20 protein-coding genes are annotated in these 23,769 nt (G+C 68.5%); 16 read left to right on the forward strand and 4 right to left on the reverse strand.

All coding sequences use genetic code 11. The features are described from left to right. Positions 1-24 precede the first annotated feature (24 nt). The 5 genes from HPS01S_RS06365 (at position 25) to HPS01S_RS06385 (ending at position 5,203) form a co-directional block, all read left to right on the forward strand. Positions 25-1,596 carry an ABC transporter substrate-binding protein gene (locus tag HPS01S_RS06365; RefSeq protein ID WP_066152691.1) on the forward strand — a complete coding sequence of 524 codons (1,572 nt, stop codon included), beginning with the start codon at positions 25-27 and terminating at the stop codon, positions 1,594-1,596. A 14-nt stretch (positions 1,597-1,610) separates the two neighbouring features. Next, entirely contained in the window at positions 1,611-2,519 is a 909-nt protein-coding gene (locus HPS01S_RS06370) for an ABC transporter permease (RefSeq protein ID WP_084397145.1), read from the forward strand. Then, on the forward strand, positions 2,516-3,493 hold the full coding sequence (locus HPS01S_RS06375; protein ID WP_066152697.1) for an ABC transporter ATP-binding protein: 978 nt from the start codon (positions 2,516-2,518) through the stop codon (positions 3,491-3,493). Before HPS01S_RS06370 ends, HPS01S_RS06375 begins: the two co-directional genes overlap by 4 nt. Beyond that, positions 3,490-4,506, forward strand: coding sequence for an ABC transporter ATP-binding protein (locus HPS01S_RS06380; protein ID WP_066152700.1), 1,017 nt, complete (start codon positions 3,490-3,492; stop codon positions 4,504-4,506). Before HPS01S_RS06375 ends, HPS01S_RS06380 begins: the two co-directional genes overlap by 4 nt. A gap of 61 nt (positions 4,507-4,567) precedes the next feature. Next, positions 4,568-5,203 (forward strand): hypothetical protein, encoded by a 636-nt coding sequence (locus HPS01S_RS06385; RefSeq protein WP_066152704.1) that lies wholly within the window; start codon positions 4,568-4,570, stop codon positions 5,201-5,203. A gap of 10 nt (positions 5,204-5,213) precedes the next feature. Here HPS01S_RS06385 and HPS01S_RS06390 read toward each other — a convergent pair whose 3' ends face one another. Then, positions 5,214-6,062 carry a MurR/RpiR family transcriptional regulator gene (locus HPS01S_RS06390; RefSeq protein ID WP_066152707.1) on the reverse strand — a complete coding sequence of 283 codons (849 nt, stop codon included), beginning with the start codon at positions 6,060-6,062 and terminating at the stop codon, positions 5,214-5,216. Positions 6,063-6,122: 60 nt separating this feature from the next. Here HPS01S_RS06390 and tal point away from each other — a divergent pair, with 60 nt between their 5' ends. Further along, positions 6,123-7,064 (forward strand): transaldolase, encoded by a 942-nt coding sequence (tal, locus tag HPS01S_RS06395; RefSeq protein WP_066152710.1) that lies wholly within the window; start codon positions 6,123-6,125, stop codon positions 7,062-7,064. On the opposite strand, the gene HPS01S_RS06400 is transcribed toward tal, so the two are convergent. Then, complete coding sequence (locus HPS01S_RS06400) at positions 7,039-8,004, reverse strand: aldose 1-epimerase (RefSeq protein ID WP_157576123.1); 966 nt, start codon at positions 8,002-8,004, stop codon at positions 7,039-7,041. The two genes, tal and HPS01S_RS06400, sit on opposite strands and share 26 nt — an antisense overlap. Before the next feature lie 191 nt (positions 8,005-8,195). Here HPS01S_RS06400 and xylF point away from each other — a divergent pair, with 191 nt between their 5' ends. From xylF to HPS01S_RS06440, 8 genes are all read left to right on the forward strand, one after another. Then, the gene (gene xylF / locus HPS01S_RS06405) at positions 8,196-9,215 is read left to right on the forward strand and encodes a D-xylose ABC transporter substrate-binding protein (protein WP_066152713.1); all 1,020 of its coding nucleotides are present in this window, start codon (positions 8,196-8,198) and stop codon (positions 9,213-9,215) included. A 153-nt stretch (positions 9,216-9,368) separates the two neighbouring features. Beyond that, positions 9,369-10,502 (forward strand): sugar ABC transporter permease, encoded by a 1,134-nt coding sequence (locus tag HPS01S_RS06410; RefSeq protein ID WP_066153400.1) that lies wholly within the window; start codon positions 9,369-9,371, stop codon positions 10,500-10,502. Beyond that, positions 10,499-11,263, forward strand: a complete 765-nt coding sequence (locus tag HPS01S_RS06415; RefSeq protein WP_066152716.1) for an ATP-binding cassette domain-containing protein — start codon at positions 10,499-10,501, stop codon at positions 11,261-11,263. The genes HPS01S_RS06410 and HPS01S_RS06415 overlap by 4 nt, the downstream gene beginning before the upstream one ends. A 24-nt stretch (positions 11,264-11,287) precedes the next feature. Beyond that, entirely contained in the window at positions 11,288-12,409 is a 1,122-nt protein-coding gene (locus tag HPS01S_RS06420) for an ROK family transcriptional regulator (RefSeq protein WP_066152719.1), read from the forward strand. A gap of 11 nt (positions 12,410-12,420) precedes the next feature. After that, positions 12,421-13,869: a xylulokinase gene (gene xylB, locus HPS01S_RS06425; RefSeq protein WP_066152723.1), complete on the forward strand. Its 1,449-nt coding sequence runs from the start codon at positions 12,421-12,423 to the stop codon at positions 13,867-13,869. Positions 13,870-13,909: 40 nt separating this feature from the next. Beyond that, on the forward strand, positions 13,910-15,226 hold the full coding sequence (gene xylA, locus HPS01S_RS06430) for a xylose isomerase (protein WP_066152726.1): 1,317 nt from the start codon (positions 13,910-13,912) through the stop codon (positions 15,224-15,226). A gap of 25 nt (positions 15,227-15,251) precedes the next feature. Next, positions 15,252-16,262 carry a Gfo/Idh/MocA family protein gene (locus HPS01S_RS06435; protein WP_066152729.1) on the forward strand — a complete coding sequence of 337 codons (1,011 nt, stop codon included), beginning with the start codon at positions 15,252-15,254 and terminating at the stop codon, positions 16,260-16,262. A gap of 48 nt (positions 16,263-16,310) precedes the next feature. Next, complete coding sequence (locus HPS01S_RS06440; protein ID WP_066152732.1) at positions 16,311-17,528, forward strand: MFS transporter; 1,218 nt, start codon at positions 16,311-16,313, stop codon at positions 17,526-17,528. Between the two features lie 103 nt (positions 17,529-17,631). On the opposite strand, the gene groL is transcribed toward HPS01S_RS06440, so the two are convergent. Further along, positions 17,632-19,275: a chaperonin GroEL gene (gene groL / locus HPS01S_RS06445; protein WP_066152735.1), complete on the reverse strand. Its 1,644-nt coding sequence runs from the start codon at positions 19,273-19,275 to the stop codon at positions 17,632-17,634. Positions 19,276-19,319: 44 nt separating this feature from the next. Next, a complete protein-coding gene (groES, locus tag HPS01S_RS06450) occupies positions 19,320-19,610 on the reverse strand; it encodes a co-chaperone GroES (RefSeq protein WP_066152738.1) in 291 nt (96 codons plus the stop codon). Between the two features lie 324 nt (positions 19,611-19,934). Between groES and ccoG the strand changes: the two genes are divergently transcribed. Together ccoG and HPS01S_RS21735 are read left to right on the forward strand one after the other, a co-directional pair. Then, positions 19,935-21,365, forward strand: a complete 1,431-nt coding sequence (gene ccoG / locus HPS01S_RS06455; RefSeq protein WP_066152740.1) for a cytochrome c oxidase accessory protein CcoG — start codon at positions 19,935-19,937, stop codon at positions 21,363-21,365. A gap of 158 nt (positions 21,366-21,523) precedes the next feature. Continuing rightward, complete coding sequence (locus tag HPS01S_RS21735) at positions 21,524-23,725, forward strand: carotenoid biosynthesis protein (RefSeq protein ID WP_157576125.1); 2,202 nt, start codon at positions 21,524-21,526, stop codon at positions 23,723-23,725. Positions 23,726-23,769 lie beyond the last annotated feature (44 nt).

Genomic DNA, 23,769 nt, shown 5'->3' on the forward strand with positions numbered 1-23,769 from the left:
TCATCCAACCGACCAGGAGAAACCATGAACTTCAAGCATTCGCTGATCACCTCCATCGCTCTGGCCGCCATCGCGGGCACGGCGGTGGCGCAGACGGTGCGCATTGGCAACCAGGGCGACGCCTTGTCGATGGACCCGCACTCGCTCAACGAGTCCCTGCAACTGAGCGTCACGGGCAATGTCTACGAAGGGCTCGTGGCCCGCGACAAGGACCTCAGGCTGGTGCCGGCGCTGGCCACCAGCTGGAAGCAGACCTCGCCGACGGTGTGGCGCTTCGAACTGCGCAAGGGCGTCAAGTTCCATGACGGCAAGCCGTTCACGGCCGACGATGTGCTGTTCTCCTTTGCCCGCGCAGCGGGCGAAGGCTCGGACATGCAGAGCTACACCAACGACTTCAAGCAAGTGCGCAAGGTGGGCGATTCCGCGATCGAGATCGAGACGAAGACGCCGTTCCCCATCCTGCCCGACCTGCTGGCGCTGGTCTACATCATGAGCAAGCCGTGGGCCGAGGAGAACCAGGCCACCCGGCCGGTGGACCGGCGCAAGGGCATCGAGAACGCGGCCTCCTTCCGCTCCAACGGCACCGGTCCGTACCGCCTGCGCGAGCGCCAGCCCAACGTCAAGACCAGCTTCGTCCGCAACGGCAGCTACTGGGGCAAGATCGAAGGCAACGTGGTGAACGTGGAGTACACGCCGATCGGCAACGACGCCACCCGCGTGGCCGCCCTGCTGTCCGGGCAGGTGGACGTGATCGAGCCGGTGCCGCTGCAGGACGTGGCGCGCATCAACGCCAGCGGCAAGTCCAAGGTGCTGCAGGGGCCGGAGCTGCGCACCATCTTCCTCGGCATGGACCAGAAGCGCGACGAGCTGCTGTACTCCAGCGTGAAGGGCAAGAACCCGTTCAAGGACAAGCGCGTGCGCCAGGCCTTCTACCAGGCCATCGACATCAACACCATCCAGCGTGTCGTGATGCGGGGCGCCTCCAAGCCCACGGCGCTGATGGTCGGCCCCGGCATCAACGGCTTTGACGCCGCGATGAACACCCGCCTGCCCTACGACCCCGACGCCGCCAGGAAGCTGCTGGCCGACGCCGGCTACCCCAACGGCTTCGAGGTGGGCATGAACTGCCCGAACGACCGCTATGTGAACGACGGCGACATCTGCCAGGCGGTGGCCGCGAACCTCGCGAAGATCGGCGTGAAGGTGAACCTGCAGGCCGAGACCAAGGGCACCTACTTCCCCAAGATCCTCAAGCGCGACACCAGCTTCTATCTGCTGGGCTGGACGCCGGGCACCTACGACTCGCACAACGCGCTGAACGCGCTGATGCGCTGCGTCGACGACAAGGGCAGTGGCCAGTTCAACCTTGGCTCCTACTGCAACCCGAAGGTGGACGAGCTGACGTTGAAGATCCAGTCGGAGACCGACAAGCCCAAGCGCGACGCGATGATCAAGGAGGCCTTCAAGCTGCACGCCGACGATGTCGGCCATCTGCCACTGCACCAGCAGGCCCTGGCCTGGGGCGTGGCCAGCAACGTGCAGCTGGTCCAGCTGGCGGACAACTTCATGCCGTTTCGCTTCATGTCGGTGAAGTGATCGGCTGAGCCTTGATCGCCGCCCTTCGACGCTGGCTCGACGGCGACGTCGGCCACAGTTTCCGCTCGTCGCCCACCGCCATGGTGGCGGCGCTGATCGCCTTCGCCTGCGTGTTCTGTGCGGCGTTCGCCCCCTGGGTGGCGCCGCACAACCCGTTCGACCTGGCGACGCTGGAGCTGAGCAACGCGCGCCTGCCGCCGGCCTGGATGGAGGGCGGCAATCCCGCCTTCCTGCTGGGCACGGAGGACCAGGGGCGCGACATCCTGTCCGCGCTGATGTACGGCGCGCGCATCTCGCTGGCGGTGGGACTGACCTCGGTCGCGCTGTCGGTGCTGATCGGGGTGGTGCTGGGCCTGCTGGCCGGTTTTCTGGGGGGCTGGGTGGACGCCTTCCTGATGCGCCTGTGCGACGTGATGCTCTCGTTCCCGCCGATCCTGGTGGCGCTGCTGATCGCAGGCGTGGGCCGCGCGCTGTTTCCCAACTCGCAGGACGAGCTCGCGTTCGGTGTGCTGGTGCTGGCCATCACGCTCACCGGCTGGGTGCAGTACGCGCGCACGGTGCGAGGTTCCACCCTGGTCGAGCGCAACAAGGAGTACGTGCAGGCCGCGCGGGTCACGGGCGTGCCGCCGCTGCGCATCATGCGCCGGCACGTGCTGCCCAATGTGATGGGGCCGGTGCTGGTGTTGGCGACCATCCAGGTGGCAACCGCCATCATCATCGAGGCCACGCTGTCCTTCCTCGGCGTCGGCGCACCCATCACCGCGCCCTCTCTGGGCACGCTGATCCGGGTCGGCAACGACTACCTGTTCTCGGGCGAGTGGTGGATCACCGTGTTCCCCGGCGCCATGCTGGTGCTGATCGCGCTCTCGGTGAACCTGCTGGGCGACTGGCTGCGCGACGCCCTCAACCCCAAATTGCGATGAGCCTGCTGCAAGTCAAGAACCTGGTCGTCGAGTTCCCGGGTCGCCGCGGCACGCTGCGGGCACTCGACGACGTGTCCTTCGACATCGCGCCCGGCGAGATCCTGGGCGTGGTGGGCGAATCGGGTGCGGGCAAGTCGCTCACGGGCGCGTCCATCATCGGCTTGCTGGAACCGCCTGGGCGCATCGCGGGCGGCGAGGTGTTGCTGGAGGGGCGCCGCATCAACAACCTGCCCTTTGCCGAGTTGCGCAAGGTGCGCGGGCGGCAGATCGGCGCGATCTTCCAGGACCCGCTGACCTCGCTGAACCCGCTGTACACCGTGGGTCGCCAGCTGACCGAAACCATCCGCACCCACCTGCCGGTGAGCCAGGCCGAGGCGCGCGAGCGGGCGATCCAGCTGTTGCGCGACACCGGCATCCCGGCCGCCGAGCAGCGCATCGACCACCACCCGCACCAGTTTTCCGGCGGCATGCGCCAGCGGGTCGTGATTGCGCTCGCGCTGGCCGCCGAGCCCAAGCTCATCGTGGCCGACGAACCGACGACTGCGCTGGACGTGTCGATCCAGGCGCAGATCATCACCCTGCTCAAACGCATCTGCCGCGAGCGCGGTGCGGCGGTGATGCTGATCACGCACGACATGGGCGTGATCGCCGAGACCTGCGACCGGGTGGCCGTGATGTACGCCGGCCGCATCGCGGAGATCGGACCGGTGCACGACGTGATCCACCGGCCGGCCCACCCCTACACCGCGGGCCTGATGGCCTGCATTCCCGACATGACCCAGGACCGCGAGCGCCTGCACCAGATCGACGGCGCCATGCCGCGGCTCAATGCCATTCCGGCGGGCTGTGCCTTCCATCCGCGCTGCGACCGCGCGTTCGACCGCTGCCACGCGCAGCGGCCCGAGCTGATGCCGGCCGGGACGACTCGGGCCGCCTGCTGGCTGCATGCCGATGCCACGGGAGGCGCTTCTTGAGCAATGCCACTTCTGCACAAGCTCTGGTGCGCGCCACCGACCTGGCCAAGACCTTCGATGTCTCGGCACCCTGGCTCAACCGCGTGCTGGAGCGGCGCCCGCGCCAGCTGCTGCGCGCGGTGGACGGGGTGAGCTTCGACATCCAGCGCGGCCAGACGCTGGCGCTGGTGGGCGAATCGGGCTGCGGCAAGAGCACCGTCGCCCGCCTGCTGGTGGGCCTGTACGCGCCGACGCGCGGGGGCTTCCAGTTCGACGGACAGGACGCGCACGCGGCGTTCAGGACGCCGCAGGGGCGCCAGCTGCGCCGCCGCATCCAGATGATCTTCCAGGACCCGTATGCCAGCCTGAACCCGCGCTGGCGGGTGCAGGACATCGTGGCCGAACCGCTGGTTGAGCATGGTCTGCTCTCGGGGGGCGGCGAATTGCGCGAGCGGGTGGGCGAGCTGCTGCAGTCGGTGGGCCTTTCGCCGCTGGACGCGGCCAAGTTCCCGCACCAGTTCTCGGGTGGCCAGCGCCAGCGCATTTCCATCGCGCGAGCGCTGGCCACGCACCCGGAGTTCCTGGTCTGCGACGAGCCGACCTCGGCGCTGGACGTGAGCGTGCAGGCGCAGGTGCTCAACATCATGAAGGACCTGCAGCGGCAGCAGGGCCTGACCTACCTGTTCATCAGCCACAACCTGGCGGTGGTGCGGCATGTGAGCGACCAGGTGGGGGTGATGTACCTCGGGCGGCTGGTGGAACTGGCCGACAAGCACACGCTGTTCGACAGCCCGCGGCATCCGTACACGCGCATGCTGCTGGACGCGATCCCGAAGATCCACGACACCGGCCGGGCGCGCACGCCGGTGCAGGGCGAGGTGCCGAATCCGCTGGACCCGCCGGCCGGTTGCGCGTTCAACCCGCGCTGTCCGCATGCGAACGAGCGCTGCCGGGTCGAGCGGCCGGTGCTGCTGGACTTCGGTGGTGCCCGTGTGGCCTGCCACGCGGTGGAAGAGGGGCGGATTTCAGGCTAGGGCTTGAGCCGCCGGGGGCTTTGTCCTACAGTGGGCCACGCGTTCTTGATCAGGAGGTCCCATGCTGCTGAGACATCTTCTGTTTGGATTCCTGGCCTGGCCCGTGGTGGTTCTGGCGCAGGCGGACGGCAACGCCAGGCCCTCGGTCAAAGTGGGCGATGTCTCGGTTTACATGGTCAACAACCGCAGCGACAACAAGCAGTCGGAAGAGACGGTCACGGTCACCTCGGTGGAGGGAGGGCAGATCAAGACGAAGCATGTTCGTCCGGACCGCAATCCTCCGGAGCTCGAAGGTGTGACCAACCTCGATCTGAATCCGCTGGTCTCAGGCGCTTCCGGAACCAAGTTCGAGCCGGCCATCGAAATCTACCGGTTTCCCTTGAAGGTGGGCGATTCCTGGAGGACCCGCTCTGAGGCGGTGGGACTGACAGGAAGCCGCTCCCGCTCCGAACTGGAAGTCAAGGTGGTGGCGCAGGAGAAAGTCGCGACGCCCGGTGGAGAGTTCGATGCCTTTCGCATCGAGTCGAACGGCTGGATCAATGGAGTCAACTGGCAAGGTGCAATCCGCGTGTCCCAGACCATCTGGTTCGCACCTTCCATTGGGCGCGCGGTCAAGTCCGACTACAAGGACTACCGCAACAGCAGCCTGAACACCAGCACCTTGACGGAGCTGAAGTCGCACAAGCCGGCACCCTGACGGGCTGGGCTCAGGCGTAGCGCTTGCTGCGCAGGTTGTTCTTCATTTCCTTGAGCAACGGCTGCAGCTTGTTGCCGCCGATGCGCAGCGCCAGACAGGTGGCGACCACGTCGATCACCATCAGGTGCATCAGGCGCGAGGTCATGGGGCTGTAGCGGTCGTAGCCCTCGGGGTGGTCGGCGGCCAGGTGGATGTGGCCGGCGGTGGCCAGGGGCGAGCCGCTGGCGGTGACGGTGATGACCGTGGCGCCGTGCTTGCGCGCGATGTCGGCCGCGTCCATCAGGTCGCGCGTGCGGCCCGAGTTGGAGACGATCACCAGGCAGTCGCCCGGGCCCAGCAGCGAGGCGCTCATCACCTGCATGTGGCCGTCGCTGTAGGCGATGGCGTTGATGCCCAGGCGGAAGAACTTGTGCTGCGCGTCCTGCGCCACGATGCCGGAATTGCCGGCGCCGTAGAACTCGATGCGGCCCTTGTTCTTGTAGGTGGTCAGCAGCGCGTCGACCGCCTTCTCGATCGAGTGCGTCGAGGCGTCGTTGCGGTACTTGAGGAAGGCCGCGACCGTGTTGTCGATCACCTTGACCAGCACGTCGCTGACCTTGTCGTCCACGTCGACGCTGCGATGAATGAAGGGCACGCCTTCGCTCACGGTGCCGGCCAGCTTCAGCTTGAAGTCGGACAGGCCGTCGTAGCCCATGCTGCGGCAGAAGCGCACCACAGTCGGCTTGCTCACATGGGCGCGGTCGGCCAGTTCGGACACGGGCAGGCTGGCGAAGCTGCGCGGGTCGAGCAGCACGAGTTTGCCCACGCGCTGTTCCGCGGGCGCCAGTGAGGGCATGGAGGCTCTGATTCGGTCAAGCATGCGAAAATGGTAACCCAGTTACATCTTTCTGTGAAACCTCGACAACCCTGAGAGAGACCGATGAACCAGCTCGATGCCCTCAAGCAGCTCACCACCGTGGTCGCCGATACCGGTGACTTCAACCAGATCGCCGCCTATTCACCGCGCGACGCGACGACCAACCCGTCGCTGATCCTCAAGGCCGTGCAGAAACCCGAGTACGCGCACCTGCTGCAGGAAACCGTGGCGAAGTACGGGCAGCATGGAGCGGACGAGGTGATGAACCGCCTGCTGGTGCGCTTCGGCATCGAGATCCTCAAGCATGTGCCCGGCCGCGTGTCCACCGAAGTGGACGCCCGACTGAGCTTCGACACCGAGGCCACCGTGACGCGCGCGCGCCGCATCATCGACCTCTACCAGGGCGAGGGCGTGCACGTGGACCGCATCCTGATCAAGATCGCCTCGACCTGGGAGGGCATCCAGGCCGCGGCGCGGCTGGAGCGCGACGGTATCCACACCAACCTCACGCTGCTGTTCTCCTTCTGCCAGGCGGTGGCCTGTGGCCAGGCCAAGGTGCAGCTGATCTCCCCGTTCGTCGGCCGCATCTACGACTGGTACAAGAAGCAGGCCGGCGCGAAGTGGGACGAGGCCGCGATGGCCGGCGCCAACGACCCGGGCGTGCAGTCGGTGCGCGCGATCTACAACTTCTACAAGAAGCACGGCATCGCCACCGAGGTGATGGGCGCGAGCTTCCGCAACGTGGGCCAGATCACCGCGCTGGCCGGCTGCGACCTGCTGACCATCAGCCCCGACCTGCTGGCGCAGCTGCAGGCCAGCGAGGCGCCGCTGGCCAAGGCCCTGGACGCTGCCGCGGCCCAGGCCATGGACATCCCGTTCGTGCAGTACGACGAGGCCGCCTTCCGTTTCGCGCTGAACGAGGACGCGATGGCCACCGAGAAGCTGGCCGAAGGCATCCGCGCCTTCGTGGCCGACACCATCAAGCTCGAAGCGATGATGCGCTGAGCGCAGGCCCGCCGATCCGGTGGAAACGCCACCGGAGGCACTGGGTCATCGACCCACCCGGCCCGAGCTGCTGCAGCCCGGGCCGGCCCGGCAGGTGCACCGCGTCGACCGGGTGGCTGACCGGTTCCACGCAGAAGCTCGGCCCGGCCTCGGGCCGGAACAGCAGCAGGCAGCCGTCGCCGGTCGCGGCGGTGTCTTCCACGGTCAGGGCCCAGCCGCTTTCCGGCCATTCGATGCGGGCCAGGCCGTCCCAGCCGGTGAAGGCGTTGTCGATCAGCGACCCGTGGGCATCGATGCCGGCGCTCAGGTCCCAGTCTGGCGGAACGGGCGTGTGCGCCCGGGGCAGGCGGTCGGGGTGGCTGAGCCAGACACCACCCACCCGGGCCTGCACCCGGGTGCCCGGCGTGCGCAGCAGCCAGGGGTGCTGCCCGAGGCCGAAGGGCAGGGGCGCAACGCCCTGGTGGGTCACCGACAGGGTCTGTTCGATGCCGTCGGGCAGCAGCTGATAGCGCTGCGTGGCGATGTAGTCGTACGGGCTGCCCATGAAGTGGCGCGAGTCCAGCCGCAGCTCGATCTGCCGCTCGTCGTGGGCGATGACGTCCCAGGCCCGCAGCCAGCCCTCGCCGTGGATGGGGCAGGCTTCTCCGGCGCGGTTGGGCGCCAGCGGGTGGAACACGCCGTCCTGCTCGAAACCGCCGCCGCTGATGCGGTTGGACCAGGGCACCAGGGGCAGCGAGGCCACGCTGAACGGGTCGGGGTCGCCAAACCAGGGGCGCCAGAGGTGGAACGGCACGTCCGGGTGGCGCGGGTCCGGATCGGCCTGCGGGTGCAGGAACCACGCGGCGGCGCTGCCGCCGAAGCCGGGCACCAGGCCCAGGCGCTGGCGGCCGTCGTCGAGCCAGTGAATGCGCCCCGCGCTTGCTGTCAGTGGGAAGGTCATGGCCCATCTTATTAAGTTCAATCATCAAACTATGTCGGGTTTGTCCCAATAGGAGCCGGCACCCGGGGCGACAAATAATTAGTTTGTCGTTCGTACTAAATGGCTGCCGGCGAGGGGGCCAGCGCACGATAAGTCCCAACAATCCGTTCAATAACCGCGGCCCGCAAGCAGGCCGTTCACTGGAGACAAGGATGAAACTGAAGACAACGTTGACCGCTTTGGCGCTCGGTCTGGCCAGCGCCGGTGCGTTCGCCCAGGTGGTGGGTGTGAGCTGGTCCAACTTCCAGGAAGAGCGCTGGAAGACCGACGAGAAGGCGATCAAGGACCAACTGGCCAAGCTGGGCGCCAGCTACATCAGCGCCGACGCGGGCGGCTCACCCGAGAAGCAGCTGTCCGACGTGGATTCGCTGATCGCCAAGGGCGCCAAGGTGCTGATCGTGCTGGCCATGGACAAGGACGCCATCCTGCCCGCCGTCAACAAGGCCGCGCAGCAGAAGATCCCGGTGGTGGCCTACGACCGCCTGATCGAGGCGCCCGGCGTGTTCTACATCACCTTCGACAACGTCGAGGTCGGCCGCATGCAGGCGCGCGCGGTCTTCGAGGCCCAGCCCAAGGGCAACTACGTGATGATCAAGGGCTCGCCCACCGACCCGAACGCCAACTTCCTGCGCGGCGGCCAGCAGGAGGTGCTGGACGCGGCGATCAAGAAGGGCGACATCAAGATCGTGGGCGAGGAGTACACCGACGGCTGGAAGCCGGAAGTGGCGCAGAAGAACATGGAACAGATCATCACCAAGACCGGTGGCAAGATCGACGCCGTGGTGGCCTCCAACGACGGCACGGCCGGTGGTGTGGTCGCGGCGCTGACCGCCAAAGGCATCAAGGGCATTCCGGTGTCGGGCCAGGACGGTGACCACGCCGCGCTCAACCGCGTGGCCATGGGCACGCAGACGGTGTCGGTGTGGAAGGACGCCCGTGACCTCGGCCGCGACGCCGCCACTGCCGCCGTGTCCCTGGCCAAGGGCCAGAAGGTCGCGGGCGCCGCGGCCTGGGCCGGCGGCGAGAAGAAGGTGTCGCTGCAGGCGCAGTTCCTCAAGCCGGTGCCGATCACGGCCAAGAACCTGGACCTGGTGGTCAAGGCCGGCTGGATCAAGAAGGAAGACCTGTGCAAGGGCGTGGACATGGCCAAGGGTCCGGCCGCCTGCAAATGACCCGGCATTTGAATTTGCGTTTCTCCTGATGGATGGAGGCCCTCGGACCGCGGGCTGGGTTCAGCCCGCGGTCCTTTTTTTCGGCGGAGTGCGTCTGTGAGTCCTGTTCCCAATGTGCTGAGACAACTGGCCGTCGACTGGCGGCTGGTGCTGATGGGGGCTGTCCTGGTGGCCACCGCCATCGTGTTCAACATCCTCTCGGGCGGCCTGTTCCTCTCGCCCGAGAACCTCTACAACATCGCCCAGCAGACGGCGGTCGTCGGCATCGTCGCCACGGTCGTGGTGCTGGTGATCGTGGCGCGCCACATCGATCTCTCGGTGGGTTCGGTGATGGGTTTTGTCGGCGTGCTGATCGCGACGCTGATGTACACCGCCGGCTGGCACTGGGTCGAGGCCTCGCTGGCCGGGCTGGCGGTGGCCATCGCGGTGTCGCTCTACCAGGGCGCGCTGACGGCCATGCTGGGCGTGCCCTCCTTCGTGGTCACGCTGGGCGGGCTGATGTCCTTCCGCGGCGCGGCCTTCCTGGTGGCCGACGGCAAGACGCAGCCGGTCAACGACGCTTTTTTCCAGCGCCTGGGCGGCGGCTTCGACGGCGCCATCGGCGTGCAGGCCAGCTGGGTGCTGGCCGCTGTGCTGGTGGCGGCGCTGGTGCTGCAGACGGCGCTGCGCCGCCGTGCCAAGGCTGCCTACGACGTGCCCAATCCGCCGCTGTGGCTGGACGCCCTGGTGGCGGCGGTGCCGGCGCTGATCGTGGTCGGCTTCGTGGCCACCATGAACGCCTACCAGATCCCGACCAAGGACGCGCCGCAGGGTGTGCCGATCCCGGTGCTGATCTGGGGCAGCGTGGCGCTGGTGCTGTCCTTCATCGTGCACCGCACGCGCTTCGGCCGCTACGTGTTCGCCATGGGCGGCAACCCCGAGGCGGCGGCGCTGGTGGGCATCCCGGTGCGCCGCGTCACGCTGATGCTGTTCGCCCTGCTGGGTGTGCTGATCACCATCGCCGCCATGGTCTCCATCGCGCGGCTGAACGCCGGCACCAACTCGCTGGGCACCGGCATGGAGCTGTACGTGATCGCCGCGGCGGTCATCGGCGGCACGGCGCTGGCCGGCGGCAGCGGTTCCATCCTAGGCTCGGTGCTGGGCGCGCTGATCATGCAGAGCATCGACAGCGGCCTGCTGCTGCTGGACATCTCCATCGGACTTCGTTACGTGATCATCGGCCAGGTGCTGATCGCCGCTGTTGTTTTTGATGTCGTCTACCGACGCCTGACGGGAGACCTGTCATGAGCGCACCGCTGGTCGAAATGCGCCAGATCGGCAAGTCCTTCGGCGGCGTGCGCGCGGTCGACGATGTGAGCCTGAACCTCTACCCGGGCGAGGTCGTGGCCCTGCTCGGTCACAACGGCGCCGGCAAGTCCACGCTGATGAAGATGCTGGCCGGGGCCTACCCGATCGACAGCGGCGAAGTGCGGATCAACGGCGAGAAGGCCCACATCCGCACACCGGTCGACGCGCAGCGCTGCGGCATCGAGTCGATCTACCAGACCCTGGCCCTGGCCGACAACCTCGACGCCGTGGCCAACCTGTTCCTCGGCCGCGAGCTGCTCACGCGCTGGAACACCCTGGACGACCACCGCATGGACGCCGAGGCGCGCAAGGTGTTCCACCGCCTCAACAAGAACTTCAAGAACGTGCGCACGCCGGTGCGCCGCCTCTCGGGCGGGCAGCGCCAGGTGGTGGCGATCTCGCGCGCGATCTACTTCAACGCCCGCATCCTGATCATGGACGAGCCCACCGCGGCGCTCGGGCCGGAGGAGACCGCGATGGTCGGCAACCTGGTGCGCCAGCTCAAGGCCGAGGGCGTGGGCATCTTCCTGATCACCCACGACATGCCCGACGTGTTCGGCCTCAGCGACCGGCTGGCGGTGATGAAGAACGGCCGCCTGGTGGGTGCCTACCGCACCGCCGACGTCAACGAGGACGAGGTGTTGGGCATGATCATCGCGGGCAAACAACCTGAAGGAAAGGCGCAGACCCACAGCCTCTGAGGCCTGCGCGCTCCCGCACACCGAATGAAAACCACCGGCGACCAGCAACTTGTCAAACGCATCAACCGCAGCGTGCTGCTGAGGCTGCTGCGGCGGCGCAGCGGCCTTTCACGCGCCCAGCTCGCGCAGGAGAGCGGCCTGACCAAGTCGACGGTCAGCCTGCTGGTGCGCGAGCTGATCGACGAGGGCTGGGTCACCGAGACCGGCCCGGCCGCCGCGCATGGCCTGGGCCGGCCGTCGACACCGCTGCAGCTGGACGGCAGCCGCCGCGCCATGATCGGCGTCGAGATCGCGGTCGAGTCGCTGCGCGTGGTGGGCGTGTCGCTCACCGGCGAGGTGCTGTGGTCCGTCGAAGAAGCGCTGGCCGAGCACGAGCCGGCGGCGGTGTGCCGCCAGGTGGCGCAGCTGGTGGTGCGCGCGCACGCCGCGCTGGCGGCGCGGCCGGTGCTGGTCTCGGGCGTGGGCATCGGCCTGCCCGGCGCCTTCGACGAAGCCAGCGGCACCGTGCGCTTCGCGCCCAACCTGGGCTGGCGCAACGTGTCCTTCCTGCCGCTGATCACGCGCGCCCTGGCCGAGGCGGGCTGCCCGCCGGTGGCGGTGCATGTGCAGAACGAGGCCGACACCGCCGCGCTCAGCGAATACGAGTTCACCGACGGTGACGCGAAGGACTCGCTGATCTTCGTCACCTGCGGCGTCGGCGTGGGCGCCGGCATCGTGCTCAACGACCGCCTGTTCACCGGCCTGCAGGGCATGGCCGGCGAAATCGGCCACAGCATCCTGCAGATCGACGGCCCGGCCTGTTCCTGCGGCCGCCGGGGCTGCGCCGAAACCTTTTTCGGCGCGCGGGCCCTGGGCCAGCTGCCCGACCCGGCGCGTGGCGGCGTGTTCCTGGGCGTGGTGCTGCAGAACCTCTGGACCACCTTCAACCCGGGGGCCCTGGTGGTCGGCGGACCGTCCTGCGAACGGCACCCGGACATCGTGCGCACCGCGCGCGACACGCTCGACGCCTACGCCACCAGCGCGGGCGTGGCACCGCCGCCGGTGCGGCCGGCGCGCTACGGTCTGCTGGCCTCGGCCGTCGGCGCCGCCGCCCTGGTGCTGCACCACGAGCTGCGACCCATGCACGCCCCCTCCCTCATTCACTGAGCTTCACACACATGTACATCGGCATCGACATCGGCACCTCCGAGGTGAAGGCCCTGCTGCTGGGCCCAGACCAGCGCGTCATCGGCTCGGCCGGTTCTGCGCTCAGCGTGTCGCGGCCCCACCCGGGCCACAGCGAACAGGACCCGGCCGACTGGTGGACCGCCACCCAGGCCGCGCTGGCCGCGCTGCGGGCTGCGCACCCGGCCGAATACGCCGCGACCGAGGCCATCGGCCTGTCCGGCCAGATGCACGGCGCGGTGCTGCTGGGCGCGCAGGACCGCGTGCTGCGCCCGGCCATCCTCTGGAACGACACCCGCAGCGCGACCGAGTGCGCCGAGATGATGGCCGAGCTGCCGGCGCTCAGCGACCTGGGCGGCAGCCTGGCCATGCCCGGCTTCACCGCGCCCAAGCTGCGCTGGGTGGCGCGCCACGAGCCCGAGGTGTTCCGGCAAGTGAGCAAGGTGCTGCTGCCCAAGGACCATGTGCGCCTGATGCTGACCGGCGAACACGTGAGCGACCTGTCGGACGCCAGCGGAACGCTCTGGCTGGACGTGCGGCGGCGCGACTGGTCCGACGAGCTGCTGGCCCTCACGGGGCTGACGCGCGCCCACATGCCGCGCCTGGTCGAAGGCAGCCAGGCCGGCGGCCGGCTCAAGGCCGATGTGGCGCAGGCGCTGGGCCTGCGGCCGGACACGGTGGTGTCCGGCGGCGCGGGCGACAACGCGGCCAGCGCCGTGGGCATGGGCGCGGTCGAGGCCGGCCAGGGCTTTCTCTCGCTGGGCACCAGCGGCGTGCTGTTCGTGGTGACGCCCGACTACCAGCCCAACGCGGCCAGCGCCACGCACGCCTTCTGCCACGCGGTGCCGGGCCGCTGGCACCAGATGAGCGTGATGCTCTCGGCTGCCAGCGCGCTGCAGTGGGTGTCCCACCTGCTGGGCGCCGCCAACGCGGGCGAGGTGGCCACGCGCGCCGCGGGGCTGAGCGCCAGCGACCGCGCCGCGTCCCCGCTGTTCCTGCCCTACCTGAGCGGCGAGCGCACGCCGCACAACGACGCGAAAGTGCGTGGCAGCTTCCACGGCCTGGACTTCGACACCAACGCCGCGCGCCTGGGCTACGCGGTGATGGAAGGCGTGAGCTTTGGCCTGCTGGACGGTCTGGCCGCGCTGCACGCCGCCGGCAGCACCGTCTCGCGCCTGTCGCTGGTCGGCGGGGGCGCGCGCAGCGGCTTCTGGGCCCAGATGCTGGCCAGCGCGCTGGACGTCGACATCGTCACCCACGGCGGCTCGGCCGTTGGCGGTGCGCTGGGGGCGGCCCGCCTGGGTGCGCTCGCCGTGGGCGCGCCGATGGCCTCGGTCTGCCTGCCGCCGCCGGTCGACACCGTCTACCGCCCCGACCCCGCCGAGCGCGCGCTGCTGGCGCCGCGCCACGACCTGTTCCGCAGCCTGTACCGCAGGCCCTGACGACTTCCAACGAACGACTTCACCCGAGACCGAGACACCCATGAGCACCTACTTCTCCGACATTCCCGCCATCGCCTACGAAGGCCCGCAATCGACCAACCCGCTGGCCTTCAAGTGGTACGACAAGGACCGCCTGGTGCTGGGCAAGCGCATGGAGGACCACCTGCGTTTTGCCGTCTGCTACTGGCACAGCTTCTGCTGGAACGGCTTCGACCCCTTCGGCTACGACGGCACCTTCGAGCGCCCCTGGCAGCGCGTGGCCGACCCGATGGCGGCGGCGCGCATGAAGGCCGACGCTGCGTTCGATTTCTTCTCGCGCCTGGGCGCACCCTACTACTGCTTCCACGACCGCGACGTGGCGCCCGAGGGCAGCACGCCGCGCGAGAGCGTGAGCCACCTGCACGAAATGGTGGATGTGCTGCAGGCCAAGCAGGCGCAGACCGGCATGAAGCTGCTCTGGGGCACGGCCAACCTGTTCAGCCACCGGCGCTTCATGTCGGGTGCGTCCACCAACCCCGACCCCGAGATCTTCGCGCTGGCCGCGTTGCAGGTGAAGGAGGCGATGGACGCCACGCTGAAACTCGGCGGCGAGAACTACGTGCTCTGGGGCGGCCGCGAAGGCTACGAGACCCTGCTGAACACCCGCGTCGGCCAGGAGCTGGACCAGATGGGCCGCTTCCTGAACATGGTGGTGGACTACAAGCACAAGATCGGCTTCAAGGGCACGATCCTGATCGAGCCCAAGCCGCGCGAGCCGTCCAAGCACCAGTACGACTTCGACACCGCCACGGTCTACGGCTTCCTGCAGCGCCACGGGCTGGAGAAGGAGATCAAGGTCAACATCGAGGCCAACCACGCCACGCTCTCGGGCCACAGCTTCGAGCACGAGATCGCCACCGCTATTGATCTCGGCATCTTCGGCTCCATCGACATGAACCGCGGCGACATGCAGTGCGGCTGGGACACCGACCAGTTCCCCAACAACATCCCCGAGACCGCGCTGGCGCTCTACCTGATCCTGCAGGCCGGCGGCTTCACCACTGGGGGCCTGAACTTCGACGCCAAGGTGCGGCGCCAGTCCATCGACGCCGAGGACATGTTCCACGGCCACATCGGCGGCATGGACGTGTCGGCGCGCGCGCTGCTGATCGCCGAGCAGATGGTTCTCGACGGCCAGCTCGCCCGCCATGTCGAGGCCCGCTACGCCGGCTGGAACACCCCCTTCGGCCAGGACCTGATGGCGGGCCGCCTGGGGCTGGACCAGGTGGCTGCGCGTGCGCTGGAGCGCAACCAGGACACGCGGCCGGTCTCCGGGCGGCAGGAGCTGCTGGAGAACCTGCTCAACCGCTACATCTGAGCATTGAACCGAACCGGGAGCGCGCATGAAACCAGTGGTGTGGGGCGTGCTGAGCACGGCGAAGATCGGCACCGAGAAGGTGATCCCGGAGATGCTCGCCAGCCCGCTGGTCGAGCTGTGCGCCATCGCCTCGCGCAGCCTGCCGGCGGCGCAGGCCGCGGCGGGTCAGCTGGGCATCCCTCAGGCCTACGGCAGCTACGAGGACCTGCTGGCCGACCCGGCCATCGAGGCCATCTACAACCCGCTGCCCAACCACCTGCACGTGCCGCTGACCCTGCAGGCGGCCGCGGCCGGCAAGCACGTGCTGTGCGAGAAGCCGTTCGCCCTCAGCGCCGACGAGGCGCTGACCGTGCAGGCCGCGGCCACCCGGGTGCACATCGAAGAGGCCTTCATGGTGCGCCACCACCCGCAGTGGCAGCGGGCCCGCGAGCTGGTGCGCGCCGGGCGCATCGGCACGCCGCGCGCGGTGCAGGTGTTCTTCTCCTACTTCAACGACGACGGCGCCAACATCCGCAACCAGGCGGCCATCGGCGGCGGCGCGCTGTACGACATCGGCTGCTACGCGGTGCTGGCCGGGCGCTACCTGTTCGAGGCCGAGCCGCTGCGCGCGGTCTCGCTGGTCGACCGCGACCCGGTGATGGGCGTCGACCGGCTGACCAGCGCCCTGCTGGACTTCGGCGGCGGGCGGCAGGTGAGCTTCACCGTCTCGACCCAGAGCGTGCCGTTCCAGCGGGTGCAGGTGGTCGGCTCCACGGGTCGCATCGAACTCTTCATCCCCTTCAACGCGGCGCGCGGCGGCCAGATGCGGCTGGCGCTGGACGAGGGAGGGGCGCTGGACGGCAGCGGCGTGACGGTCGAGACCCTGCCCGCGGCCGAGCAGTACCGGCTGGAGGTGGAAGCGTTTTCACGCCGCGTGCGCGGCGGCACAGCACCCGACGCGTCCGGGCTTGGTGAGGCGGTCGCCCAGGCCCGGGTGATCGACGCGCTGTGGCAGTCCGAGCGCAGCGGGCGCTGGGAGCCGGTGGTCCGCGACTGAGCTTCCGGCCCCCCGGTGCCGTCCCGGGGCGCGTGCTAGCCTGCGGCCATGTCCGATCTGCTGTCCCATCCGTCGTTCGTCCGCTTCTGGTGTGCCCGGGTGGCGGCGGTCGCCGGCACCCAGATGCTGATGCTGACCATCGGCTGGCACATGTACGAGCTGACCGCCAGCGCCTGGGACCTGGGGCTGGTCGGGCTGTTCCAGTTCGGCCCCGCACTCGCGACGACGCTGCCCGCCGGTCATGCGGCCGACCGCCACCACCGCGCCCGCATCGTGGCGCTGTGCCTGTCCGCGCAGGCGGTGGTGGCGCTGCTGCTGGTGGCCGGCACGCTGGCGCACGCGGTCTCGCGCGAGTGGCTGCTGGCACTGTCGGCCCTGCTCGGGGCGATCCGGCCGTTTCAGATGTCGGCGCAGCAGGCACTGCTGCCGTCCCTGGTGCCGGCGCCGCTGCTGGCCCGCGCCACGGCGGTCACCTCCACCGGCACGCAGGCGGCGGTCATCGGCGGGCCGGCCCTGGGTGGGCTGATCTTTGCGGTGAACCTGAACGCGGTCTACATCGTCTGCACCGTTATGTTCCTGGGCGCGGCGCTGGCCTGTCTGTGGGTGCGCTACGAGCGCCAGCCGGTGCCGCACGAGCCGGTCAGCGCGCAGACCCTGCTGGCCGGGGTGCGCTACGTATGGGGCCACCCGGTGCTGCTCGGGGCGGTGTCGCTGGATCTGTTCGCCGTGCTGCTGGGCGGAGCGACCGCGCTGCTGCCGATCTTCGCCAAGGAGATCCTGCACGTCGGCCCCGAGGGGCTGGGCCTGCTGCGCTCGGCCCCGGCGGTCGGTGCGCTGGCGGCCGGTCTGGTGCTGTCGCGCTATGCGCTGGAGCGGCGCGTCGGCCCCAAGCTGCTGGTGTCGGTGGCCGTGTTCGGCCTGTGCATGGTGGTGTTCGGTCTGTCCACCTCGTTCTGGCTGTCGCTGCTGGCGCTGGCGGTGTCCGGCGCGGCCGACATGGTCAGCGTGGTCATCCGCCAGACTCTGGTGCAGCTGGAAACGCCGGACCAGATGCGGGGCCGCGTGGCGGCCGTCAACACGCTCTTCATCGGCGCCAGCAACCAGCTCGGCGAGTTCGAGTCGGGCGTGACGGCCGCGGCCTTCGGTCCGGTGGGCTCGGTGGTGCTGGGCGGGCTGGGCACCATCGGCATCAGCCTGGCGTGGTGGCGCCTGTTCCGGCCACTGGCGATGCGCGATGCGCTGGCCGGTCCGCAGCGGGTGGCCTGAACGCTGCCGACCCCACGGCGGGGCCCAACAAAAAAGCCCCGCAAGTCGCCTTGCGGGGCTTTTGTTGGGCAGGGGGCCGAAGCCCCCGGGCCGGGTCAGTGCATTACATGCCCATGCCCATGCCGCCCATGTCGCCCATGCCGCCACCGGGCATGGCGGGTGCGTCGTCCTTGGGGGACTCGGCAACCATGCACTCGGTCGTCAGCATCAGGGACGCCACGGAGGCGGCGTTCTGCAGCGCGGTGCGGGTCACCTTGGTCGGGTCCAGGATACCCATTTCGATCATGTCGCCGTAGGTGTCGTTGGCGGCGTTGAAACCGAAGTTGCCCTTGCCTTCCAGCACCTTGTTGATCACGACGGAGGGCTCGCCACCGGCGTTGGCCACGATTTCGCGCAGCGGGGCTTCGATGGCCTTGAGGACCAGCTTGATGCCGGCGTCCTGGTCGGCGTTGTCACCCTTGATGGCGCCAGCGGCTTGCTTGGCGCGCAGCAGGGCCACGCCACCACCGGCGACGATGCCTTCTTCCACGGCAGCGCGGGTGGCGTGCAGGGCGTCTTCCACGCGGGCCTTCTTTTCCTTCATCTCGACTTCGGTGGCGGCACCGACCTTGATGACGGCCACGCCGCCGGCCAGCTTGGCCACGCGCTCTTGCAGCTTCTCGCGGTCGTAGTCGCTGGTGGCTTCTTCGATCTGCACGCGGATTTGCTTCACGCGGGCTTCGATGTCAGCGGCAGCGCCGGCGCCGTCGATGATGGTGGTGTTTTCCTTGCCCACTTCGATGCGCTTGGCCTGGCCCAGGTCGGCCAGGGTCACCTTCTCGAGGGTCAGGCCGACTTCTTCGGCGATGACCTTGCCGCCCGTCAGGATGGCGATGTCTTCCAGCATGGCCTTGCGGCGGTCGCCGAAGCCAGGAGCCTTCACAGCCACAACCTTCAGGATGCCGCGGATGGTGTTGACCACCAGGGTCGCCAGGGCTTCGCCTTCGACGTCTTCGGCAATGATCAGCAGCGGACGGCCGGCCTTGGCCACGGCTTCCAGCGTGGGCAGCAGGTCACGGATGTTGCTGATCTTCTTGTCGAACAGCAGGACAAACGGGTTGTCCAGCAGGGCGGCCTGCTTCTCGGGGTTGTTGATGAAGTAGGGCGACAGGTAGCCGCGGTCGAACTGCATGCCCTCGACCACGTCGAGTTCGTTCTGCAGCGACTTGCCGTCTTCCACGGTGATCACGCCTTCCTTGCCGACCTTGTCCATCGCGTTGGCGATGATCTCGCCGATGGAGGTGTCGCTGTTGGCGGAGATGGAGCCGACCTGGGCGATTTCCTTGCTGGTGGTTGTGGGCTTGGAGGCCTTCTTCAGCTCGGCGATCAGGGACTCGACGGCACGGTCGATACCGCGCTTCAGGTCCATCGGGTTCATGCCGGCGGCCACGTACTTCATGCCTTCGCGCACGATGGCCTGGGCCAGCACGGTGGCGGTGGTGGTGCCGTCACCGGCGTTGTCCGAAGTCTTGGAAGCAACTTCCTTGACCATCTGGGCGCCCATGTTCTGGAGCTTGTCCTTGAGTTCGATTTCCTTGGCCACGGACACACCGTCCTTGGTCACGGTGGGGGCGCCGAAGGAGCGCTCAAGCACCACGTTGCGACCCTTGGGGCCCAGGGTGGTCTTGACCGCGTTGGCCAGGACGTTCACGCCTTCAACCATGCGGGCGCGGGCTTCGCCGCCGAAAATGACGTCTTTTGCTGCCATGTTGATTTCTCCGATTCAGTAATTGGGGATGGATGAGGGGCGAATTACTTCTCGACGACCGCGAACAGGTCGTCTTCCTTCATGACCAGCAGTTCGTTGCCATCGACCTTGACGGTCTGGCCGCTGTACTTGCCGAACAGAACGCGGTCACCGACCTTGACGTTCATGGCGGACAGTTCGCCCTTGTCGTTTTTCTTGCCGGGACCGACGGCCAGGACTTCGCCCTGGTCGGGCTTCTCTGCGGCGGCGTCGGGGATGACGATGCCGGAGGCGGTCTTGGTTTCGCTGTCAATGCGCTTGACGATCACGCGATCGGCGAGAGGACGAAGGTTCATTGCATCTCCTGAAATGGATCAAATGTTGGGGGTCAGATGGGCGGGGCCACTGGCCATGGGGCTAGGCCCCGCGGATCGACTGGGAGTCGGGTGTTAGCACTCAACTCCAGCGAGTGCTAATCATAAGGGCCGGTCCTGCCCATTTCAAGTGCGTCCCCGGAAATTCCAGGCTGCCAGATGATCTGCCATATTGGCAGCCATTGGCGGAGTGGCAGTGTTTCGCAGAGACTTGGCCGATGGCAAGTGCCTGAATTCAAAGAATTTTTTGTCTGGCACGGTTCTTGGAAAGTGGCAGGCATCGGCAGACTTTCCCCCACCCTCACCATGTCCACCACCACTGCAGCCACCGCCGCACCGGCGGCCAGTCCCGAGCCGGACGCCGTTGAAATCTCCCTGTACGAGTCGCGCCGGAAGATCCAGACACGTTCGGTCAGCGGCACCTTCACCCACCTGCGCTGGGCCGCGGTCTGGTTCACCCAGATCCTGTTCTATGCGCTGCCCTGGTTCAACTGGAACGGGCGCCAGGCGGTGCTGTTCGACCTGCTCTCGCGCCGCTTCTACCTGGGTGGTCTGGTGCTGTACCCGCAGGACTTCATCTACCTCACCGGCCTGCTGGTGATGTCGGCGCTGTCGCTGTTCCTGTTCACCGCGGTGGCCGGGCGCCTGTGGTGCGGCTACGCCTGCCCGCAGACGGTCTACACCGAGATCTTCATGTGGATCGAGAAGAAGATCGAGGGCGACCGCGCCGCCCGCATCCGGCTGGACGACGCGCCCATGAGCGGCGCCAAGTTCGCGCGCCGTGGTGCCAAGCACCTGGCCTGGGTGCTGTTCGCGCTGTGGACCGGTTTCACCTTCGTCGGCTACTTCACGCCGATCCGCGCCCAGACCGCCGAGGTGCTGGCGGGCACCATGGGTGCCTGGCAGACCTTCTGGATCTTCTTCTACGGCTTCGCCACCTACGGCAACGCGGGCTTCATGCGCGAGCAGGTCTGCAAGTACATGTGCCCCTATGCGCGCTTCCAGAGCGCGATGTTCGACAAGGACACCTTGATCGTGACCTACGACGCCGCCCGCGGCGAACCGCGCGGTTCGCGTGGCAAGAAGGTCGATCCGAAGGAGAAGGGCCTGGGTTCGTGTGTGGACTGCACGCTGTGCGTGCAGGTCTGCCCCACCGGCATCGACATCCGCAAGGGCCTGCAGTACGAGTGCATCGGCTGCGGCGCCTGCGCCGACGTGTGCGATGAGGTGATGGACAAGTTCGGCTACGCGCGCGGTCTGGTCAAGTACTCGACCCAGAACGCCATGACCGGCGGCTGGGACAAGGCACAGACGATCCGCCGCGCGCTGCGCCCGCGCGTGCTGGTGTATTCGGCCATCCTGGGGGCGATCGCGGTGGCGGTGGGCGTGAGCCTGTACCTGCGCGTGCCGATGAAGGTGGACGTGATCCGCGACCGCGGCGCACTCGCCCGCATGGTCGACCAGGGACGGATCGAGAACGTCTACCGCCTGCAGATCATGAACGCCACCGAGGACCGGCAGCTGATCCGGCTGGCGGTGGAGGGCATGGAGGGCATCGCGCTCGCCTCGGAGCCGGTGGTGGATGTGCTGCCGACCGAGGTGCGCACGCTGGCCGTGCGGGTGCAGGTGCCCCCGGGCGCCGCGAGCGGCTCGCACCCCATCCTGTTCCGCTTGCAGTCGAGCACCGACGAGGCGATCCGGCTGGACGAGAAGACCACCTTCCTCGTGCCGCGCTGACGGCGCCTGCGCGCGGGGCGGGGGAACCCGCGCGGGTATCGCGCCGTGCTTGCGGTCACAATGCCGGCCCAAGGGGGTTGACCAAGCAATGAAAGCCGTTGGCTGTGGCCCCTTCTTTTGCCCTCACTTCCTCCGCCCCATCTGTTCTTGACCGCGCCGTGTTCCAGGCGGCGGCTGCTGGCACGGCGCTGCTGCTGATCTGGACCGCCTGGCACTACCCCGGCCTCACTCTGGCCCTGGTGGTTTCGTGCGCCGTGATGTTCTGGGTCTGCGCCTGGTCGGCCACCCGGCTGCTGGGCTACCGGCGGTCGCGCGCCCTGATGCTGCTGGCCCTGGGCCTGGGCTGGTTCGCCGAACAGATGGGCTCCTCGCACGGCTGGTTCTTCGGCCGCTACACCTACACCGAGGTGCTCGGCCCGCGCCTGGGGGACGTGCCGATGGCCATTCCGCTCATGTGGTTCGCGCTGGCGCTGATCGGCTACGTGATGGCCTCGCTGATGCTCTGGCGCCAGCCGGTCCACGCGAATCCAGGTTTCCGCAGTGGCCTGCTGACGGCCTGGCTGGCGGCGATGGTGATCACCGCCTTCGACCTGGGCGCCGACCCGTACTTCGTGTTTGTGCTCAAGGCCTGGATCATGCAGAAGACCGACGGCGGCTGGTTCGGCGAGACCCTGCAGGGCTTTGCCGGCTGGATGGCGGTGTCGCTGCTGATCGTTGGCAGCTTCCAGGCGCTGGCCGCGCCGCGCCGCTCGCCACCGCCCGCGGATGGCCTGCCGCTGGCGGTGCTGGTGCCCATCCTCATCTACGCCAGCGGGCTGGTGTTCCAGGTGCTGCTGGGCCACCCCATCGAGGTGCGGGCCATCGCCTTCTTTGCGATGGGTCTGCCGGTGGTCGTGGCCTGGGCCGTCTGGCGCCAGTGGTCCCACCCGCACCAGCGCGCCGCCCATGCGCGTCCGCTGGCCGGGCTGGATCTGGCCGCACAATCGATGCAGGCCGACCCAGCGGCGGACGACACCATCACCGCCCTGATCGGCCGGCGCACGGGCGACAGCGCGGTCACGGGCGAGGGGGCGACCCGTCTGGCGCAGGCCAACCAGCTGATGTCGGCCTGGACCCACAACGCGGCGCTGGCGCCGGGCTGGGCGGCGGCCAGCCAGGCCGACCCCGAGGTGGCGGCTGCGCTGGAGGCCTATGTGGCCCAGGCCCGGGCGCTGCCCGACTGGGCCGACGCGGGCAAGATCGCACGGGCCGAGGCGATCTTCATGGAGCACGGCCCGCTGTCCTGCACCCTGCTGTTCTGCTCCAGCCTGCCCGAGTGCTACGTGATGCCGCAGCTGGCCGAGGTGCTGCACATCGCCGGCCAGCTGGAACAGCACACCGAGCACCGCATCCGCCAGACCGCCGCCATGGTGTTCCCGGTGATGATGAAAGGCGGCCTGACCGACCCCGAGGGCTCGGGCGTGGCCCAGGTGCTCAAGGTGCGGCTGATCCACGCCACGATCCGGCACCTGATCCTGCGCGGCGACCCGCAGAAGGTGCGTGGTCGCGTGCTGCCGCAGTTGCTGGCGGGCGCCGACCGCAGCATGCACCGCGCACTCGCCGCGCACGGCTGGGACGTCGACGCCCAGGGGCTGCCCTGCAACCAGATCGAACTGGCCTACACCCTGCTGACCTTCAGCTACTCCTTCCTCAAGGGCATGCGCACCCTCGGGCTGGGCCTGCCGCGCGAGGACGAGGAGGCCTACCTGCACGCCTGGAACGTGATGGGCCATGTGCTGGGCGTGCGCCGCGAGCTCATGGCCTGGACCATGGACGAGGCGGCCGCGCTGTTCGACCTGCTGCAGGCCCAGGCCCCGCTGCTGCCCGGCCAGGCCGACCCGCGGCCGCCGCTGGGCCGGGCGCTCGTGGCGGCCATGGCGCATTCGATCCGCGTGCCGGTGCTGCGCGGCCTGCCGGTGCCGCTGACCCGGTGGCTGATCGGGCCCGAGACGGCGGCCCGCATCGGCATCGACGGGCACGTGTCCTGGGCCACGCGGCTGGTGTTCCAGCTCGGGCGGCTGCTCGTGGGCGTGACCGACGGCGTCGTCGGCCTGGTGGTGCCCGGCTTCTCGCTGTCCCGGCTGTTCACCCGCGCCATCGGCTACCACCTGCTCACCCGCTTCCTGATGAACCAGACCCGGCCCCTAGCGTTGCCGGACCGGGTGCTCAATCCCATGGGCGAGCTGATCACCGGCTGGAGCCACGACCCGCTCGCGCCAGGCTGGGTGAACCGGCTGGAAGACCGGCTGACGACCACCGGCGACTGGCACCGGCGACCGCTTCGAGGCGTTCACGCGACAGATGGCGCCAAGGCCGGATGAGTGGCGTGAAAGTTGTAACAGCTGCGCGGTGCAGCCGCTACGAT

This window comes from Hydrogenophaga pseudoflava NBRC 102511 (genome assembly GCF_001592285.1).
Classification (GTDB): domain Bacteria; phylum Pseudomonadota; class Gammaproteobacteria; order Burkholderiales; family Burkholderiaceae_C; genus Hydrogenophaga; species Hydrogenophaga pseudoflava.